The 19,654-nt window shown below is 66.4% G+C and carries 9 protein-coding genes; 2 read left to right on the forward strand and 7 right to left on the reverse strand.

The window, feature by feature from the left end:
* The 4 genes from AB0I21_RS36580 to AB0I21_RS36595 all read right to left on the reverse strand — a co-directional run bounded on the left by AB0I21_RS36580 (position 1) and on the right by AB0I21_RS36595 (position 14,202).
* Positions 1 to 6,609: an RHS repeat-associated core domain-containing protein gene (locus tag AB0I21_RS36580; RefSeq protein ID WP_360568139.1), complete on the reverse strand. Its 6,609-nt coding sequence runs from the start codon at positions 6,607 to 6,609 to the stop codon at positions 1 to 3.
* Between the two features lie 68 nt (positions 6,610 to 6,677).
* Complete coding sequence (locus AB0I21_RS36585) at positions 6,678 to 11,159, reverse strand: LamG-like jellyroll fold domain-containing protein (RefSeq protein WP_360568141.1); 4,482 nt, start codon at positions 11,157 to 11,159, stop codon at positions 6,678 to 6,680.
* A 529-nt stretch (positions 11,160 to 11,688) separates the two neighbouring features.
* Positions 11,689 to 12,036: a hypothetical protein gene (locus AB0I21_RS36590; RefSeq protein WP_360568143.1), complete on the reverse strand. Its 348-nt coding sequence runs from the start codon at positions 12,034 to 12,036 to the stop codon at positions 11,689 to 11,691.
* A 1,050-nt stretch (positions 12,037 to 13,086) separates the two neighbouring features.
* Positions 13,087 to 14,202, reverse strand: coding sequence for a site-specific integrase (locus AB0I21_RS36595; protein ID WP_360568145.1), 1,116 nt, complete (start codon positions 14,200 to 14,202; stop codon positions 13,087 to 13,089).
* Between the two features lie 216 nt (positions 14,203 to 14,418).
* Between AB0I21_RS36595 and AB0I21_RS36600 the strand changes: the two genes are divergently transcribed.
* Both AB0I21_RS36600 and AB0I21_RS36605 read left to right on the forward strand, forming a co-directional pair.
* Positions 14,419 to 15,279, forward strand: coding sequence for a nucleotidyltransferase domain-containing protein (locus tag AB0I21_RS36600; protein WP_360568146.1), 861 nt, complete (start codon positions 14,419 to 14,421; stop codon positions 15,277 to 15,279).
* A gap of 159 nt (positions 15,280 to 15,438) precedes the next feature.
* Positions 15,439 to 16,242: a hypothetical protein gene (locus AB0I21_RS36605; RefSeq protein ID WP_360568148.1), complete on the forward strand. Its 804-nt coding sequence runs from the start codon at positions 15,439 to 15,441 to the stop codon at positions 16,240 to 16,242.
* Positions 16,243 to 16,541: 299 nt separating this feature from the next.
* Here AB0I21_RS36605 and AB0I21_RS36610 read toward each other — a convergent pair whose 3' ends face one another.
* The 3 genes from AB0I21_RS36610 to AB0I21_RS36620 form a co-directional block, all read right to left on the reverse strand.
* Positions 16,542 to 17,336: a hypothetical protein gene (locus AB0I21_RS36610; RefSeq protein WP_360568150.1), complete on the reverse strand. Its 795-nt coding sequence runs from the start codon at positions 17,334 to 17,336 to the stop codon at positions 16,542 to 16,544.
* A gap of 217 nt (positions 17,337 to 17,553) precedes the next feature.
* The gene (locus AB0I21_RS36615; protein ID WP_360568151.1) at positions 17,554 to 19,194 is read right to left on the reverse strand and encodes a caspase family protein; all 1,641 of its coding nucleotides are present in this window, start codon (positions 19,192 to 19,194) and stop codon (positions 17,554 to 17,556) included.
* Positions 19,191 to 19,559 carry a hypothetical protein gene (locus tag AB0I21_RS36620; RefSeq protein ID WP_360568152.1) on the reverse strand — a complete coding sequence of 123 codons (369 nt, stop codon included), beginning with the start codon at positions 19,557 to 19,559 and terminating at the stop codon, positions 19,191 to 19,193. The genes AB0I21_RS36615 and AB0I21_RS36620 overlap by 4 nt, the downstream gene beginning before the upstream one ends.
* Positions 19,560 to 19,654: the final 95 nt, after the last annotated feature.

Consider the following 19,654-nt stretch of genomic DNA (forward strand, 5'->3'; position numbering starts at 1 on the left):
CTACCACTTCCCCGTATACTTGCCAACGGCGTCAAACATGTAGTGAACCTTGCTGCCCCCGGTGGCGACGACGTCAGGACGAACGATCCTGACCCTTCCAGCGTGGTCTAGCGTTTCGTTCCAAATACGGGTGGCACCGTTAGCAGGGTTCCATTCGCGGACGAGGCGGCGACCGACCATCTCACCGGCCGTACGAGCCTTGGCGACCTCCCCGTAGAAGCGTACCCGACCATCGGGAAGCTCTCGAACTCCGGCCTTACCGTACTTTGCTGCTTGGTCGAGAAACTCGCGCGGATAGGCGCTGAAGTGGGGGGTCTCTCCGCTTTTGGCGAGGTTCTTCGCCCCTTCGGCAATAGCACGAGATTGAGTTGCGACGGCTTTGCTGGTGGCATCGGTGGCAGCTTTGGCGCCGGCCCCGGACACCATCCCTGAGACGCCGGCTTTGAGGGCTTGGCCAGCGATGGCTCCGGCGCCGCCCATCAGGCCGCCCACGATGGCGCCGGTAGCTCCGGCACCGAGCATGCCACCCCAGGAGAAGTTGCCCTTGCCCTCGACTTTGGTCTTGATGGCGTAAGTCACCATGTTGCCGACCGCGCCAGCTACGGCACCGCAGGCGACGGCGCCCACACCGGTCCAGCCGATCAAACCGATGCAGCCGACGCCCACGGCAATGCTGACGACAGTTCCAATGATTTCGGCTTTGTGTTCGTCGACCCAGTTGACGGTGGCGGTGGCGGCCTTTTTCAGCCCGCATTGGATCGGGTTCTTCTTGCACCAGGCCCGGTGTTGCTGTTCTTTGATGCGTTTCTGCCGGTCCAGTTCCTGCTGCCTCAATTTGGCCATCTCGGCCGGGTCCATGAGGGGGGCATTCATGGTCTCCGCACCGGACTTGCCGTAATACTGTTCGTCGGTGCGTAGCCCGGTGGCGTCGCTGTGCGAGACGGGGCTGTTCTCCGAGTACGCGTATCCCTGCAACTGCTGCGGATCGTTGTGGTCCACGATCGGGTCGGCGGAGATGAACCGGCCGATGGCAGGGTCGTAGGCGCGGGCGCCTACCTGCACCAGACCGGTCGGGTCGTTGGTGCCGCCGACGAAGCCCTTCTCGTTCGGCCACGCGACGCCGCCGCCGCGGGTCTCACCGAACGGCTGCTGCCGCCGCACCGTCACCGCCTGTGTGGAGGCGACAACTGACACGTCCGCGGTGCCCTGGTGGTCGCTGGACAGCCACGTGATCCCGGTCGCGGTGCGCTGCCCGACGGTCGTGCCGCCGAAGCTGTAGAACCGGGTGCACGCCTTGCTGTTGGAGGAACTGGTCCACCGGACTTCCATGTCCGGCAGGTACAGCGTCTTACCGGTGGCGTCCCTGCGCAGGATGCGGTTGCCGTCGGCGTCGTAGAGGTAGCTGACGGTGCCGCTGGTGTCGGTGACGCTGGACAGGCGGCCCTCTTTGTCCCACTGCAGGGTTTGCGCACCGTTGGCGCCCGGCCGGGTGAGGGTGTTGCCGGCGTTGTCGTACGTGTACGCCTTCGCGGGCTGGGCGACGCCACCGATCGTCGTGGTGGCGCTGCTGAGGGTGTGCGGCCGCACGATCAGGGCCGGGTTCGCACCGGTCGGGTAGGCGTAGGTGGTGACCGCGTCGCCGCCGACCGTGCCGTACTGGGTCTGCTTCGTGCGCCGCCCCACAGTGTCGTACTCGTACGCCACGTTGTACGGCGCTGGACCGCCCACGGTCTTCGCCCCGGTGCAGCTGCCGGACTGTGGGGTCCACGCTTCGGTCAGCCGCTCGTACCGGTCGTGGGTGAAGCACTGCACGTCCGCCGTCCCACCGGCCGGGGTGTCCGCGAGCTTCGTGATACTGCCGTAGTCGTTGTACGTGTAGTGCAGATCCGCGACAGTGTTCGGGGAAACCTGATCGCGTTCGGTCTTGAGGTTGAGCAGCCGCCCGGTCTCCAGCTCGTACCCGCGGGACAGGTACGTGAACGGCCCAGCGTCGTCGCCGTCGTCCGGGTTGACCGTGCCGGTGGACAGCTTGTACTGCGTCGGCTGGGCCAGGGCGTTGTACGAGGTGTTCTGCACGAGCCACCGCTGGGTGCCGCCGTAGAAGGTGCTCAGCGTCGTGGTCATGCCCAGCGTGTTGTACCCGACCATCAGCGGTTCGCTGGTCAGGTCACCCACCGCCGGGGACGTCGTACCGGCGATGCTGCCGTCGACGTTGTAGCTGGTGGAGTACGTGTAGTCACCCGCTACCCCGGTCTCGCCGGTGGGGATGCTGATGGTGGTGGTCGTCGGCTGATACTGGTCGGTGTACTGCACGACGGTGCTCTTGTACTGCCGACCGCTCTCGTACCGCGTCGATGACGTCGGGTACCCCTTGGCCGCGGTGACCCCGTCGGGGAGTTTCGTGGTGTCGTAGCTCCAGCCGGCCAGCTGGTTCGCCGCCGAGATGGACGTGTGGTAGAGCCCGATCTTGCGGTCCAGGTTGTCGTACGTGTACAGCAGCGTGATGTTGCGACTGTCCTTGGTGGACGTGACCCGCCCTGCGTTGTCGTAGGTGTTCGTGGTGGTGCCGGTGTCCGGGTCGGTCGTGGTGGTGTTGCGGCCGCGCAGGTCGTAGCCGTAGGTCCATTCGAACCCGGCCGGGTCCTTGACCTTCTCCAGCAGCCCGCGCCGGTTGTAGGTGTACGTGGTCTTGTCGTAGGTGGACGGGTCGGCGTTCAGCCCGCCCGGCACCCGGGTGGCGAACTGGCGCAGCTCGGTGGTGCGCCCGTTCTCGTCCATGATGGTGACGGTGCCGGTGCCGCCGTCAGGCGGTGTCACGGCGGTGTAGTCGCCGCCGTAGTAGGTGCTCGTCCGCCACCGCTCGACGTTGTACGGCTGGAAGATCTCCGCGGTCTGCCGGCCGGCACCGTCGAACTCCAGACGGGTCTGCGAGGGAATGGTGATGCCCTCGTCAACGACGCCGACGATCGTGGTGCCCGGTGCACCGGACGCGTCGTGATAGGGGGCGAAGCTGCGCACCGCCCGGCCAGCCGTGTCGTAGAAGACGTCAGTGAGCAGCCTCCCGCCGGACACCGACGCGGTCTGCGTCTGCCGTTGCCGCACAAGGCCGTCGAACAGGTTGTACGAGGTGGTGTATCCACCGGTGGGGTTGAGCTGCTTCGTGGTGACGGCGTTCGCGCCGTCGGTGCGGATCAGGTAGTCGTAGTGCGTGTTGGCGGTATCCGTGCCCTTCACCCGGCCGGGCAGCCACACGTCGGTGAGCCGCCCGAGGCCGTCGTAGGCGAGGTCGGTCCGCCGCAGATTCGTGTCTACTGTGGACGTGGTGAGCCCCCACGCCGGTTCCACCGTAGTGGTCGTGGTCCAGCCCCGCGGGTTGGTGTCCACAGTCTGGGTGACCGGGCCGGTCAACGCCGGGGTGTAGGCGGTGGCCGAGCGGTAGTCCATCGCGTCCCACGACTCAATCACTCGGCCGAGGTCGTCGTAGTTGGACCTGGTCAGCTGGTAGTAGGTCGGGGTGGTCGCGCTCCACGTGCTGAGCGCCTCGGTCTTGGTGACATCACCCTTCGTGGGTGCGGTGCCGAAGACGGTGGCGCCGTCGAAGTAGGTGCGGCTGTCGCCGATGACGTCGGCCTCGACGATCGGGCCGGTGGCGACCTTGTCGCAGTCCACCGCGTAGCTCTGACTGCGGTGCTGCGCGGTCATGAGCCACACGCTGGTGTTGCGTGGTTCGTAGGTGGTGGTGACGCACTGCTCGTCGCCGGTGACCGCGTCATCGCCGTAGTCGGTGGCGGCGACGATCATGCCGTAGGCGTCGAAGGTGTTCTTTGTCGAGGAGACCCGCGGGGCGCGGGTGCCGTCCAGGGCGGTGCGGGTGTGCACCGCCTGCGTGTTGACGAACTTCGCCGTGGTGACGATGCCGTTGACGGTGCGGGTGGCGGTGGCCGCGGACTGCCACGGGTCGTTGATCGCACCGGATACCTCAGCGCCGCCGACGCCGTTGAACGTCCGCGACTCGCGGATCATGCCCGAGTAGGCATCCTCGTCCGGGACGCTGCCACCCAGGGAGTCCACGACGTTCACCGTCCGCGTACCCGACGGCAGCTTGTCGCCGTGCATGCCGCGGAAGTACAACGTCTCGCTGTAGGTGCGCTCGTCCGGGTTGCCCGGCGCGGTCGGTGCCTCACCGTCGGACACGCCGACCTTCGCGTACCCGCGCCACACGTTCCAGGTCTTCTGGTCGGCGGAGATCAGGCCGTCGTCGTCGGCGTAGTGCCAGGCCGGGTCGCCGATGTAGGTGTACTGGTGCAGCACCCGTTTCGAGCCGCCGGTGAGGTCGTTCTCGATGACCTTGTCCACGACATACTTGTGGAAGTAGTCGGTGATCTCGCCGGTGATCGGGTCCGGGGTCCACCGCACCGGGTAGCAACGCAGCGTGTTCGTGGACGGCGCGGACGGCATCCGCGAACCGGCCACACAGTCCGGCCCGAGGTACACGATCTGGATCTGGCCGCCGGTCTCGGTGTTGATCGCGGTGAGCCGGCTCCAGTTCATCGACGGCGATGCGTCGACGGCGTCGACGCGGTTGTGCATCGGCGTGCCGACGAACGTGACGTCCGGGATGGTCGTTGGGGGAGCCGGAGGAATGATGCCGACGAAGCCCTCGTGGGAGACTTTCTGCAGCCACAGCCCGGCGCGGGTGCCGTCCCCGGGGTCCGGGTAGGAGTGGGTGAGGGTCCACCGCTCGACGTCGCGGAAGTCCGAGATGGCGACCTCGTACACCTTGGTGGTGATCGACGCGAGCCGGCGGGTCGTCCAGAACGACGGCGACGTCTGCTCGCACGTCGCGCCGCTGGCGCAGTTGAGGTCCCACGGAGTGTCGGGCCAGTGGGCCTTGTCCTTCGTCGCGCAATCAGCCAGGCACCGGTCCGCATAGGTGTAGCTGATGCGAGCCGCCGCATGTCCGGTGAACGTCGTGTCGGTCCCGGTCGTGTAATCAAGGGGGACCTGGACGTTCTCGACCCGGGTGCCGTAGTCGACGTGGTCGAGCTGCCCCGCGCGGATGTACTGTGCCTGCGCGCCGTTGTTCTTGCTGTAGTAGTTCGGGTCGGTGGAGTACCAGTAGGACATGGTGTTGCGGTGCGGGTCGACGACGTAGTCCAGGTTCCACCGGTACGCCTGGGTGCACGACGAGGCGGCGAACGTCGCGGCGTGGCACGGCTCGTTGACGTGGTTGCCGAACACCGGCGACGTCCATGTCGAGTTCGTTGTCGTGCCGGCGGGTGCGCCCGGCAGCTGGTTGCGGCCGAACCAGTATTGGGTGCCGTTGACGGTGGTGACGACCCACCATTCGCCGTCGTTGTCGCCGTTCGGGGCACCGGTCTTGCGTTCGATGCGGGAGCCGTCGTCGTTGCGGGGGTGCCACAGGTTCGGGTTGGTGTTGTCTTGGATGAGTTCCGAGCCGCTGCCGTTGAGGCTCATCGTGGCGTTGTTCGTCGCCCAGCACTGGTCGCCGGTCTTGACCGTGTTGTTGCCGCCACCTGCCTGGTCCTCGCTGCAGGTCTTGTACCGGCGTTCGATGTAGCCGGTCGTGGTCAGCTCGAAACCTTCACCGATGATCGACGGCTGGTTGTTCGTCGTCGCCATGCGCCCGTCGACGGACTGCGCGGAGTACGTCACCTGCAGTGTTGGGGACGGGCCGCCCAGTGACGGCGGGGTCCGCATCGGATACGACCATGAGAAGTCACCGGACGAGCCACCCGCGGACCACGTACCGGACGCCGACAGGCTCGTGGCACCGTAGCTACCCGCCGAACCGGACGTACCCGCGGCAAGCGCGAGCAGCTGCATCCCGCCGGCGGCCGCGGCTTCGGCCTGTACGCCGGGTACCGTGCCGACGGTGACATCCGCGGACGCCTTGCCGGCCTTGGTGTCGTTGCGGGTCGGCAGCGGGGTGCCGCGGCACTCCGGCAGGTCCGGTGTGCTCAGCGCACAGGCCGGCAGCTGCACCAGCCGTAGCCGCGTGGACCAGTCCGCGCCATAGGCGGTGGCGAAGCGGCTGTAGTCGACGGTCACGTTGACCATGCCGACGTCGGTGCGGTTGTCGGAGCGGCCCACCCTGAGCAGTAGGCCGTGCACGTTCGCCTTCGACGACGTCTGCTGGTCCAGGACCTCGACGCGGACCCGGGACGGGACACCGATGCTGGCCGCGCCGATCGTGCGGGCCTGCTGCGTGGAACGGGGGATGCCGACACTGACCGGACTGGCCGCCGTTGCGGCCTTCGCCGCGGCAGGCTGCGCTGTCACGTCGAGGTCCGCGGTCGACGCCGACGGCCATACCGCCGGTGGGTTCGCTGACGCCGGCTTGCGGGAGTCGGCGATCTGCTTGCCGGCCGTGATCGGCTTCGTCTTCACGCTCGGCACCTTGGCTGCCTGCGCCGACGTGAACGGTTTCGGCGGCGCCGCGAACGCGGGCGTCTGACCGCCGGCCGATACGACCAGTGCGACGGTCAGCAGAAACAGCAGCCCTGCCCGCCCACGGCGGCGCGCCAGGGACCAGGCCCGCCGCGCGGTGAGCAGCGCCGGCACGTACGGCGGCGGAGTGTCCTGCACCGACAACCTCCAGAACTCGACAGCATCGACGGCGGTGTGAAGACGATGACGTTGGATCGGCGTGCCGGTCATGGCGCCGGCGGGGTGTACGTGATCGCGCGGCCGTCCAGCAGCGACGGCGTGAACGACGAGTAGGTCTGCCCGATCAGGCCGGTGTGGTTCTCGATCCCGACGACTGCGGTGGCGCCGCGTTCGCCGGCGTTGTCCAGACCGGTGTAGTTGAACGTGACCGTTCCGTTTTCGGCAATCAGGACCTCGAACGTGACGCGCTGCGACAGGTTGCCGTAGATGTGGACGTTGCGCCATTCGATGACGAACTGCCGGTTCGGCGCAGATCCGATCGTTGCCGTTCGCACGCTGGCGGAGCCGTCGACGACGAGGTCGTCCCAGAACGGGTACAGCGTGGCGTTGGGCGCGGCGCTGTCCGGCAGGGCGGCACGGTTGTCGGCATGGGCGGCGCTCGGGTCGGTGAAGCTCACCGACCCGTTCGTCGACACCCACACGCTGCTGGAGCTCTGGCCGTAGAACGTCACCGGGAACGGCAGCGCCACCTGCGTGACGCCCTCATCGCCGGTCAGGCCCAGCACTGTGGTGTCCGCCGGCACGAACGACTGGCTGCTCGTCGAACACAGGTAACCGTATTCGTCCGGGACCGCGGTCAACGCCAGATCGACGGTGGTGTCCCCGCCCAGGTACAGCGGCTGCGACACGGCGGTGCAGCCGTAGCTGGCCGCCACCGTGTAGCCGTCCTGCTCGAGGTTGCCGAAGCTGTACGTGCCGTTCGCGGCCGTGGTGGTCGTGACGCCTCGCGGCAGCAGTGTCACCGTGACCCCCGCCACCGGTGTCCCGGCCTGGGTGACCGTGCCGGACAGGGTCCACGTGCTGATCGGTTGCGCGTCAGCCGGGTGGCCGATGAGGATCGACTTCCCCGACGTCAACGACGCCATGTTGTAGGAGTACTGCAATCCGTACGAGCCGCCGTTGCTTTCGATACCGACCGTCGCGGAGTCGCCGCGCTCCTTGGCGTCATCCAGGCTGGCGTAGTTGAAGGTGATGTCACCGTCCTCGCCCAGCACCGCTTCGAACGTGATGCGGCGCGGGAAGTCGTTGTAGAAGGCGACGTTGCGCCACTCAACCACGAACTTCCGATCCGGAGCCGACCCGACCACGGTCGTGCGCACGCTCGCGACACCGTCGACATACAGGTCGGCCCAGAACGGCGCGACGATCGAGTCCGGCACACCCGGGCTGGGGATGCTCGCGTTCGTTCCCAACGCATCGCTGCCCGGGTCGGCGAACGTCAGCAGCCCGTTGGTCGACACCCATGCCGTAGACATGGCCTGGCCGTAGAACGGCACCGCGAACGGCAGGCTCACCTGGGTCACGGCGTCATCGCCGGTCAGCGGCAGCACCGTCGTGTCGGCGTTGACGAACGTTTCCGTGCCCACCGTGCAGGCGTAGCCGAACACGTCCGACTGCGGGTACAGCACCAGATCCTGATATGTCGCGGTGTTCACTTCGACCGCGGTGCTGGCGAACACGCCACAGCTGTCCGGCACCGTGGCTGTCACGGTGTACGTCCCGGCGGTCAGGCCGGTGAACTCGTAGACACCGGACGCGTCGGTCGTCCTGGTCAGCCCGCCCGGCTGCAGGGTCACGGTGATCCCGGTCATCGCATCGCCGGTCATGCCGTCGATCACGGTGCCGCTCAACGACGGCGGCGTCACCACCTGCATGACCGCGCCGACGATCGCGCTCTGCCGACCGGCACTCGTGACCGCCTGCGCATACACCCACAGCTCGCCGGCGGCCAACGCCGGCGGAAGGGTGACGGTCACCTGCCCACCAGCCGTGGGCAGCGTCGCGGTCGACGTGACATTCGGCGCGCCGACGCCGTACTTGACCGTCGTCACCGCCGGGTCACCCCCAGCACCGAACGTCACCTGCAGCGACTGCCCGACCTGGGTGACGTTGCCGTTCGGGAATGTGACGATCGGCGCTTCCGGATTGAGCTGGCTGGTGAACTCCGGCTCCGCCGCCCCGACCAGCCGGGCGTAGATCCGCACATCGTCGACGCTGCCGTTGAGGCGACTGTCCGGGTTGCCGGCCCACAGCCGCCGGCCGAGCACCACCGGTCCGGTGGCGTTGAAGCCGCCGACGACCGTCGCCGTGCCGGTCTGGGCGACACCATCGACGTAGAGCCGCATCTGGTGCGTGGCGGCGTCGTAGGTCGCCGCGAGGTACGTCCACTTCCCGGCCGTCGGCGCCGCATCAGACTGCACGGAGTAGATCACCGGAGCGTCGACGTCCGATCCGGTCATCGCGAACCGCCACCGGCCCGCCGAAGCGAGGTACGCGAGGGCCCACGCCGACGTGCGAGTACCGTCCTGACTCACCGCCACGTACTGACCCGTACCGGGCAACGTGTCGATCTTCACCCAGGCGGTGACAGTGAAGTTCGCGTCGGTGCGCACCGTCGTCGCCGCACCAGTCGTCGGCGACTTCGTCGCGATCGGACCGCCGGTCGCCGCCGAAGCGTTGGTCCCGTTGAACGACAATGCCTTGCCGGTACCTCCGCGGCTGGCCGTCCAAGCCGTGTTCGCCGCCGTCATCGTGTTGCCGTGACCCGACACGTCCGCCGCGGTCGTGCCGGTGCCCTCGTCGAGTTTCCACCGTGCGTCCGGCCCGGCGCCGGCCTTCACACTGAACGCGTACGACTTCGGCGTTGCGGAGAAGCTGCCGCCGGTGTCCCGGCTCCACACCCGTAGCGTGAACGCGTCGTCCGTCGGCGGAGTGATCGTCACCGTGGCCCGCTTGTCACTGGGGTTCGCCGCCACCTGGGTCGCGTTCGCGGCCGACGTGCCGGTGTCCAGCGTGTACGCGTAGCCGGCGAAGTCCGACGGAATCGTCGCCGGCGGGTAGAACGTGAACGTGCCCGCGATCCCTGCCCCGCCATGACGCTGACCGTCCGACGGATAATCCGTCGACGTCACCTGCGACGGAGTGCCCGGTGGTGCGGTATCCACTTGGAACTCACACGTCTGGGAGAACTGACCGGTATCGACGCCGTCATAGCTCTGAGCCTGGATCACATAGCTGACGTCGTTGGCCAGCCTGCCGGGCGGGATACTCACGATCGCGGTCTGCCCCGGCGTCACCGAACTCTGCGTGACCTTGTCCGTGTCGTTGCGGGTGCCGCCGACCGGCCACCACCAGAACGTGACACTGTGCACCTGCGCGGTGCCGTCCGCGTCGGTCGTACGGGCGCGCAACTCCGGCGTCGCCGTCTTCACCACCGGACGGGCGGCGCCGGTCGCGCATGCGTAACCGGAGACGGTGACCTGATCGGGCGCGTTCGGGAACGAGTTGTACGTGACGGTCAGCAGCGCCGTACCGGCGTCGAACTTCTTCCACGCGTCGTGATTGCTCTCATTGCGGGCCTTCAACCCGAGGTTGATGTCCTGCCACCAGTTGCCCGCTGCCGTCTGGACCAGGCTCGTGATCCCCCACTCGGACCGCACCCGAGCCCGGTTACAGGTGTTGTTGCTCAACGACGCGATCACCGGACCCCAACCACCGGCGTTGTTACTCCACGTCGTGCCCGAACTAATGGCCTGGGTGTAGGTGAGATCGGTGATCGTCTTGCTGCACGTCCAGGAATGCAGCAGGTCGATCGAGAACTTCGCGTCCAGGACGTGCTTGCCGGTGTAACCCGACGTCGGGAACCGGAAGATCGACCGGTAGGTCATCGTCAGGCCCTCATCGGTATACCCCACCTTGGCGCACTGCACCGACGAATATGGGGAGGGGCAGTCGTTGCGGTCGTAACTCCAGTACGACTGGTTGTTGTACCTGCTGTTGATCATCGTCCAGGCACTCGCACCGAACGACGGATCGATGTACACGGGGAACGTCATCGACGGGCTACGCAGCGTCGCCAGATCCGGCTGGACCACAATCGTGTCACCGTCCAACACCAGCGGCATCGCCGCCGTCCGAGCTGTCGCGGCCGGCTGAGCCGCCACGGCCGTCGACCCGCCTGACGAGTCCCACATCGCCGGCGTGCCGGACGCGAAGAGCGCGACACCCTTCGCATCGACTGCCGCCACCGAACCGCCGGCACCGGCCCGCAACTGCACGCCTGTCACCGTGGTGCGGAACCGCAGCGTTTCCAGCGCCGGATTCGCGGCAGCGGCTGCGGTTTTCACCACCAACACCTCGGAGAAACCCTCGACGGAGGCGGCCAACTGCAGGTCAACTCCCGGCAGCACCTCCGCGTAGGTGGCCGTACGCCCCGACACCGTCGGCGTCGGCAGCACGGTGGGCCAATACAGCGATAGTGAAGCGTCCCCGCGACGCAACGCCACCAGCGGCCCCGCGCCACCGGCGGAGAACGACATGCCGAGCCAACTCGCGGCCGGCTCCAAACCGCCCTGCGCGGCGGGACGTAACGTCGGATCCGGTGCTGTCCAGCCGCCGCGGCCGTCCCGGACACGCTGCACCACCGCCGCCTCGACGGCGGTGAAGGTACCCGTCGGATTCGCGAACACCTGCGAACGCTCCGAGCGCGCCGACGCCACCTCAACCTGCCCCGTGCAAGCCGCGGCAGCACGCAAGGCCGCAGCACCGTCAGTAGCGCTCGCCGGGCAGGTGGCCGACGGCGGAGCAGCCCTCGCACCAGAAACACCAGCAACAACGAACAGCGGCAACAGCACAGCGAGCACGGCCAACCAGGCGAAACTCCGCCGCCACGCAGGGATCAGCGAGCCCTCGGCGGGCAGTGTCATATCCATGCGGGCCGCTCCCCCGTGATCCACGACTCTGGCGGCACGGACATTAAGAGGCGAACTCACCTTCGGTCAAGGTAACGACACAACGACTCTGTGTAGCCAATCAGGCGTCGCCACGGCGGAGGTCGAGAGACCTCGGAGTTCTGACAGCTCGGGCGCATAGCAATATGCACATGCACATTGACCAGTGTGACAATAGTCACGCCCGCTCACGGGCAGAAACACCCATCCGGCGGCCCGCGGGACGCATGGCCGCCGACCACGGAAGACCGGTCGGAACAGGTGCCGCTCACGGCGTGATGAGTTTGGCGGCGTGGGACGGCTCGCCGTTGGCGGGGAGGCATTGACGCAGGTGTGGGCACAGCATGAGGCGGCCGGGGGGTAACGGGCATGCCAGGGCGTTCAGCCACATCGCAGATGCCGTATTCGACATCAAGAAGGTGTGGATCAACAGGGCACCGGCGAGTTGCCCCGACGGCTGGGCCGCATGCGCAGACTGACCGCCGGTACCTGTCAGACAGCCGGGGTCGCCGAACTGATCGCCTCGCTCCGCGACGAGCACCGCCGCCGACCACGGCTTCAGCGCGAGTTTCGACACGGCCGGCCCCCATAACCAGGCGACCCCCTCGATGATCACGGCGCTGAACAGGGGCGAACTCAGGTGGCGGCTCGACCGAGCCGGCGAGTACTGGTATGCACTTGCGCCCGACGCTCGCAAGCACTACATGACAAGCGGCAGCAGCGCGCCGCGCTCAGACGGCACCAGGAAATCCCGCCCCACCGCAGAACCGCAGACTGATCCCGGGTCAGTCGCTGGCGTCAGGACACAATGAGTTCGGCGGAGTTTTCAGTGGCCTGCCGCCGCCGGCTTGCGTTAACCCCGCGCCGAGTAGTGCATGAAATGCCGGGGGTTCCGACCGAGGCGTTCGGCGACTTCGTGGATGCCGTACCCGTCGTTGAGCAGGGTTTGAGGCCAGCAGGAGCCGGATCTGGTCCGGTCCGATCAGGCGCACACCAGCGCAGGCGGCGAGCCCGCTGGCGACATTGCCCGGCCGCAATGGTTGGCCGGTGCAATCGATGAACATCGACGCGAACGGAACGCTAACGAATGACACCCCACAACACCGACAGCACTTGATTTCGCGGCGAGGGAGCGCTCCCAGGAAGATCACCGTACGGGCGTTCGTGTCAAAGATGTGTCGCGATCATCCATAGTGGACACACAGATTTGGCGAATGAAGTCTGTCCGAGTCAAGGTGTCGATCACGTGTCGCCACAATCGGAGCCGATCTACATAACGCCTGCTCAACCGCGCTCTCACGGCAAGCACCGACAGGCCCTCACAGACCCCTTGACTCCGCCCAGCACAACAGCGAGGAGTTCATCGAACACGTCGGGCGATCACCGACGACGCAACCGTACGGTCGTACGGGCAAAAACGTGTGTCACGACACGATCGGAACATCCATCGCAGTCAACCAAAAGGCCAGCTGAGCTGGCCTTTCGCAATGTCGGGACGGCGGGATTCGAACCCACGACCCCTTGACCCCCAGGTCGTTGAAGGCCTCAGCGACGTGCTCAAGCACGTTCTCCCAGGTCACCGAAAGCATAAACCTGCCGAGTAAAGGGGTCCACGAATCACCTCGCCGTCGGAGCCCGGCCGCTGTCCGGAGCTGGCGTTTGTCGTTCATGCTGCGCTCAGCGACTCGGCGGCCGGGGTGAAGTCCGGCGCGATGAGTCCCGCAAGGTCGTTGGCACTCTGCCGCCGGCGGCTGGCGTTGACCCGGGAGTAGTAGCGCATCAACGTCGCCGGATCATGACCGAGACGCTCGGCCACCTCAGCAATGCCGTATCCGAGGTCCAGCAAGTTCGAGGCGACCAGGTGCCGGACCTGGTGCGGGCCGAGCGGGCGGACCCCCGCGGCGACCGCCAGCTTGTTGAACCGGTCTGTGACGTTGTCCGGCCGCAGCGGCTGACCGTGCCGGCCGGTGAACATGTACCCCGGCACCAACGCCTTCCTCCCCCGCTGCCTCGCACCGGTCACGACGGTGAGCGTCGCCAGGTCGAGCACCAGACTACGGATGCCGTTATGCGACTTCGGCGGCTTCTCCCGCACCCGACTCGACGGGTCCTCAACCACCCGCTGCCGGCGAACCGTCAACGTCGCAACATCCGGCTCCAGATCACACCAGCGCAGACCACACAACTCGCCGCGACGCAAACCGGTCGTCAGCAGCAACCGCCACATCGGAAACAGTCGATCGGCAGCAACATGCTCATGGAAGGCCCGGACCTCGTCCACGGTCCACACCGGACGCAGGTCGTCGGACTCCCGCGGCTTGCACGCGCCGAGAGGCCGACCGGTCTGTTCACCGAACGCCTTGCCTAGCACCAGATGCAACGTCCGCAACGTAGTCCGGGAGTAGCCAGCAGTCTCCAACTGCTGATATGCGCGCTCAACCATCCGGCCGCTCAACCGCGACGCCCGCACCCGACCCACAAACGGGTAGATCAGATTTAGCAGGCGGCCGTAGTTGTACACCGTGTTCGGCTGCAACTGCTGCACCCGACCCGCCAACCAGTCCTCACACAACGTCTGCACAGTGTCCGACAACCGCAGCCTCGGCCGCTGCGCGTCACGCTGCCGGCACAACCGGCGATACTCCGCCAGCGCCGCCCGCTCCGTGACGAACCCCCCCCGACGGGCCTGCAACCGCGAACCAGCACGATCACGACCAAGCTCCACCCGGAAACCGAACAACCCAGTCGCCGGATCTCGAACGATCACATCAACATCGGCCATGACAACCTCCGCTGCCGCTCAACGCTCTGGAATGAACCCTCCACTCCATCCGACCGCGACCCACCCCCAACCACAACAGCACTCCACACCAACGGGGGAACCCCGAAACGAGTGAACCGCCTTGACGCACCAGCACCAGCGGCGAGCGGCGACGTCCGTCGACACGTCGGACACGTAGGATCGCCGAGAGCGGCCCCGCGCTGGCAGACTCGTCCAGTGAAGCGCGAACGAGCCGCCCAGCTTGTCGAGCAGTTCCTCCAACGTCTTGATGCCGAACGGCATGCGTGGCCGACGATCCTGATCACCGAGGTGTACCTCTTCGGGTCCTTCGCCCGCGGCGCTGTCGAACCCCACGACATTGATGTGGCGATCGAGATGGACCGAGACGAACAGTGGATCGCCCATGCGGTGCAGTCACTCAGTTCGGGGCGCAACCCGCAATCACTGATCCGCCGCACGCTGGTCGGCAACAGCCGCAGCTTCGGATTTTTCTTCGACGGCAAGGCGCGGGCAGACTTCCCGCTGACCCTGCTCTGGCAACGCGGCGAAGCCATCAGCATCGCCACCCAGCGGCTCCACACCCTGGCACCCGATCCCACCGCCAGCAGAGCACCGCGCGACGCGATGCTGCCCCAATTCGAAGGACTCGACCGCTGGATCGACCGGCCCGCACGCGAACACCTGACCAGCGCTGTAACCGCCAACGCGATCAACATCGAACGGCTCGACCTACCAGACGCCACCGTCACCGACCCCGTCGCCGCGGAGTACCTGCTCGACCGCTGGAACCCGTCCAGCCCGCTGTATCGAGCCGGGCACGCCGTCCTGGCCCACATCGAACAGCAAGGCCACGACCCCCGCGCCGTCCACCTCCACGGCAAAGACGTCCACCACCGCCGACCCCCACACTTCGCCGGCTTCTCCCTGCGCTACTTCAAAGCCATCCCATGGTGCCTGACCGAACACGAAGGCATCGAATGGATCGAAATCCCCCACCTCACACGCACAAGAGCGCTCACCGCCCTGCGCATCGTCCCCTTGAACACCGAACTCCTCGACCGAGCCGACTGGGCCTGAGTCAATCGGATCGCCTCACGATCCGACCGCAGGCAATCTTCGATCTACTGGCTCACAGCTCGGATTCGGAACTTGGCGTCCCGCCGCATGGTCGGACGCAGGTCATAGGACTCCGAAACGCAGCTGCGTTCATCCATCTCTGCGACTAGCCTTCATCCGGTGAGCGAAGACGATCGCGAGTACACCGGCGGGCAGGTGATCGCCATCTGGCATCGAGCAGTCGTGCGCGCCGCCGACGCGCTGCTGCAGCTTCCGCCGGATCAACTGGCCGGACTCAAGGTGCGCTCCGGCGAGCATCTCGCGGCGATTCTCACCACCGCCTTCCTTGGCGATACACCGTTCGCGATCGACACACACGGGGACGTCGACCTCCGCTTCAGGCTGTCCGCCGCAAATCCGTTCATACTGCTGCCAGCAGGCACCAGCGAAGTCGCGTTCGAGATCAAGTCCATGCCGGGGCCCTACCGGGAATTCGATCATGCAATCGATGTCGCCAGAACCGCGGGTGACGCACTCGGATCTTCTTTGACAGTCATGGTTGAAAGTGCGAACGACATCCTGACCGACGCCCGACCGCTACTTGAGCGGGCCCAGCGGAGCTTGCTCCGAAAGACCAGCGATGACGTATCGCGGAACATATTTCTCGTAGTTCATCCACTCGACCGGTTCGCACTCGAAACCCACGAATCGCACTTCATCGGAGCTGCGCTCACCCCATTGGACCTGACGGTCGACACAGTGTGGGTCTTGTGGGTACCGGACCATTTGACTGTCTGGTCCCGAACTGATCCCAGTTGGACTGATTTGATGTTCACCGCAATCAACCCAGGCGAAGCAGTCCTAACGTCGCCGGACTCACTGTCGGTACTCCAGGACGCGGAGACGCACTTTCTCGGCGAGGCCGGCCACCGGGCAGGCTCGCCGTACCTCTTCCGGCTTTCCGCCGGACCAGTCGACGAGTAGCCCGCACCCGCATCCATGGGTGTCGAAGATGTGCACCCCGAAGCGCAGACGGCAGTCGTGTGAGTCGAGGGAGCAGCTGTTGTGCTGCTTCCCGCGGGTGCGCAGCCCCCTGACCGATCACTCGCTCAACCACGCGTCGATACTCGTCGTCGCCCCAGGGGGCGTGCGGCCGACGTACTCGTCGGGCAGATTGGGCGGCTTTGACGAGCGATAGGCGAGGATCGGGCGCGCAGATGGCGGCACGATGACCGGCTGGGTACTGGGTTGTTCGTCGACGCCGGGCGGCCAGCTCGTCGCAGCTACATCCTGTGGTCGGTTCGAAGCGGCTCTGCGGACGGCTCGCCGGCAAGTGGTACGCAGACGGCTTCGGGTTGGCCTCCACCGAGGATTTTCCCGAGCCCAACCGACGCGTCGTCGCCGAGCAGGGACGGATCCTCCTCGAGCAGCGCCGTGATGGCTGCACGGAGCTGGTCGGCGGTGAGCGCCTCCATCATGCTGTCCAGTGCCAGGAGGCCATTGACATCCTCGATCCGGGCTTCCCGGAGCACCCTGAGCTGCTCTTCGCTGTACAGCCGGGTCACGAGGGCCGCCAGGAAACGGTTCCGCGCTTCTTCGGTGCTCATGCTGACCCGGTACGCCTCGATCGCGGCGACCACTTCCTGCGTCTCGGTCGGGGCAGCGGCCTCTGCCGCGGCGGCCTGCTCGGCACGGGCGCCCGGCCGACCGGTCTCGCGGAATCTGAAGCGACTCCACCTCAACCTCACGGCCGGTACCGCCTGTTCGGCCAGCCATTTGGTCACATGCGGTTTGGCTTTGTGCACGGCGGCGGCGCCGAGGATGAGCAGTGCGCCGAGTATCTCCTTCTCCTGCTCCGACAACCATGGCTCCGCCGGCGCCAGAGGCCTGTCGGGTGAGCTCGAATCCATGGCATAGTCGAACACCATCGGCGGATCTAGTTCGTCGTCCTCGTCGATGTCGCTCAGAGTGACGTGGCCTAGCTTGTTGGTGCCGTCTTCGCGGGTCAGAGGACTGTACTCGCCGGGCTTCTTCTGCGACTTGGAGAGATGCGACCCGTCGTCGTAGTCAACCCACATCTTCTTTCGAGGCATTCGCCGCCGCCGTTCGGGCCGTATCCAAAGTCGCAAGTCTATTACTCGGGCGCGCCGTTGTCATGGGCCGACGGTGTGGGTGCGGTGCAGTTTCGGCGAAGCGGTTCACCACAGTAGGAGGCGTCGGCGCACCCTCGCGTCCCACTCATATTGGTCCGGCTGCGAAGCGGCTGACTATGCCGCGCGGTCGCCTCCCAGGCCCCTATTCCGGAGGGCAGTCCTTATCCTCGGGATCATCGTTGTCGGCATGCACGAAAATGAAACCGACATCGACGTCAGCCGTCTGATCGACGTAGTAGCCGTAGTCGCACCGGTGATCGAACAGAAACGCCTTGTCGCCGTTGCCACCAATCCGCATCTGCGCCAAGGTGATGCCCTCGGCGCCGGTGAAACGCCAGGCCGCCGAGTTCGACCAGTAGCCTTCGCCGTCTAGGTTGACCAAGGCATACGGGTGGACCCCCAGCCGCTCAGAAAACCGCTTCACGGCAGGTCCGAGCTTCAGCGGGAAGTCGGCAACGATACCGTCCGGAAGCGCGATCGACGCCTGGGTCCCAGGCGCAATGAACAGGGTGAACTCGACGATCCTGCCGTCTTTCGCGCAGACGCTGACGCCTCGCAGCTGCGGTATCTCCCAACTGTGGCAGGTCCACCCTGGATGATCCGATGGATTGGCCACCGTTTCGTTGTGGCCGAACGCCTGCACGGCATCATCGATTGACCCGTCGATGCACATACCGAAGAGTCCGAGGCATGACTGTGCCGACGGCGCCTCCCGGAGGGGGCCGAAGGTCATGAAGTTCCAGGGATTCGGCGGGTTCGACCCGCTGGATCCATTGGACCCACTGCCTTTGCCGCCCCCCGGTACACCGTTGTTACCCGCAGGCCCCCAGTGTAGGACGGCGGCGATGACCACGGCCGCCACGGCGGCCGTCGCAGCCGCGCCGACGAGCGCACCGCGGACGTGCCTGCGCCAGACGCGCCGTGACCTCCGACGCTGCCTGGCGATCCCGTCCGGCACCGCGTCGCCCGGTGCGGCTACCGCATTCGCGCCGACGACGAACACCGCGTCGGGATGCCGGGTGCTGGACCGGTTCTTCGCGATGACCAGCGGACCGCCATGCCGGTTCGACGCCGACATCGTCGGGGTCTGGTTCGGCGCGTCGCGCCGGACGTGCTGCTCCACATAGCAGAAGAGGTCCTCGGTGTCGATGTAACCGTCACCGTCGATGTCAGCGTTGCCGGTCTCCAACCCGGCGATGACGTAGCCGGTGAACAGGCTCGGCTCGTCCGGATCTCGGCCTTCGCCCAGCGGGTTCATGTCGTACGCGAGCTGGACCTTGCTCGATGCGGTAATCACGACCCGTCCTTGGCCGGCGAGCTCGTTGAACTCCACCGCCGCAGCACCCGTGCCGCCCGACCGGGAGTTCAGTCCGTCGGCGAACGCACCGCTGTAGCAGCAGTCGAGCAGCAGGAGCACCCTGGTCGCCGGGCTCATCTGCATGCGCTCGTTCAACCATGCCGCCGCAACGCCGGTGGCGGCGAGCAGTCTCGGGTCGGTATCCCGAGCGATGAAGTGCAGGCCGCCGTTATCGTCTCGGTCGCCGTGCGTGGAGATGTGCAGCAGCAGCACGTCGTCACGCTGCGCTGCCTCAAAGAAACGCTGCAGCTGCCTCCGGATGTCGACGGACGTTCCGTCACGCAGGACCGTCACCTCGAATCCACCGATGCCCGGATCCTCGAGCACGCTGGTCAACCGCGTCGCATCCGCCACCGCCCCATGCAGGACGGAGAGACCCTGATCTTCGAAATTGCTGTTCGCGATGATCAGGGCGCGCTTTGTCACCGGCCCTCGCGCTCGATATGGGCGATGAACGCATCGGCCAGTCGAGCCGTAACATCATCGTTCGGACCGTCGAGTTCAATCTCTGCGTCACCGATCCGCATAAGGACGCGTCGCGACCGCTGCCGGCGCAACCAACCGGCGAGCCCGGCCGCCACTGCCTGCACCACCGCCGGCGTCGAGGCCATCGTCAGGACCAGCTGACCGACCAGGACCGCCGTTTCGCTGCGCGTGCCGGGCTGCGCGGCAACGGTCGGTGCGGTGATGGCGTCAATCGGAAGTTCGCGCAGCACCTTCCGCACAGCCAACGTGATGTCATCCGTCTCCGCATCGTCGGCGCCCGACAGTTGCAGCAGCACCTGCATCACTCATACCACCTCAGTCTCGGCAAAGATGGTGCCAGTCTCGCAAAGGGCGATCGGTGCATCCATTGACCGGATGGGGTGGTCCCACTCGGATATTC

It is taken from the genome of Dactylosporangium sp. NPDC050588, from assembly GCF_040654975.1.
Taxonomy (GTDB): Bacteria; Actinomycetota; Actinomycetes; order Mycobacteriales; family Micromonosporaceae; genus Dactylosporangium; species Dactylosporangium maewongense.

Bases quoted from the DNA above. Each gene is read 5' to 3' on its own strand.
- AB0I21_RS36595 (WP_360568145.1), bottom strand. From the start codon at position 14,202: ATGGCCGATGTTGATGTGATCGTTCGAGATCCGGCGACTGGGTTGTTC.
- AB0I21_RS36610 (WP_360568150.1), bottom strand. From the start codon at position 17,336: ATGTGGGTTGACTACGACGACGGGTCGCATCTCTCCAAGTCGCAGAAG.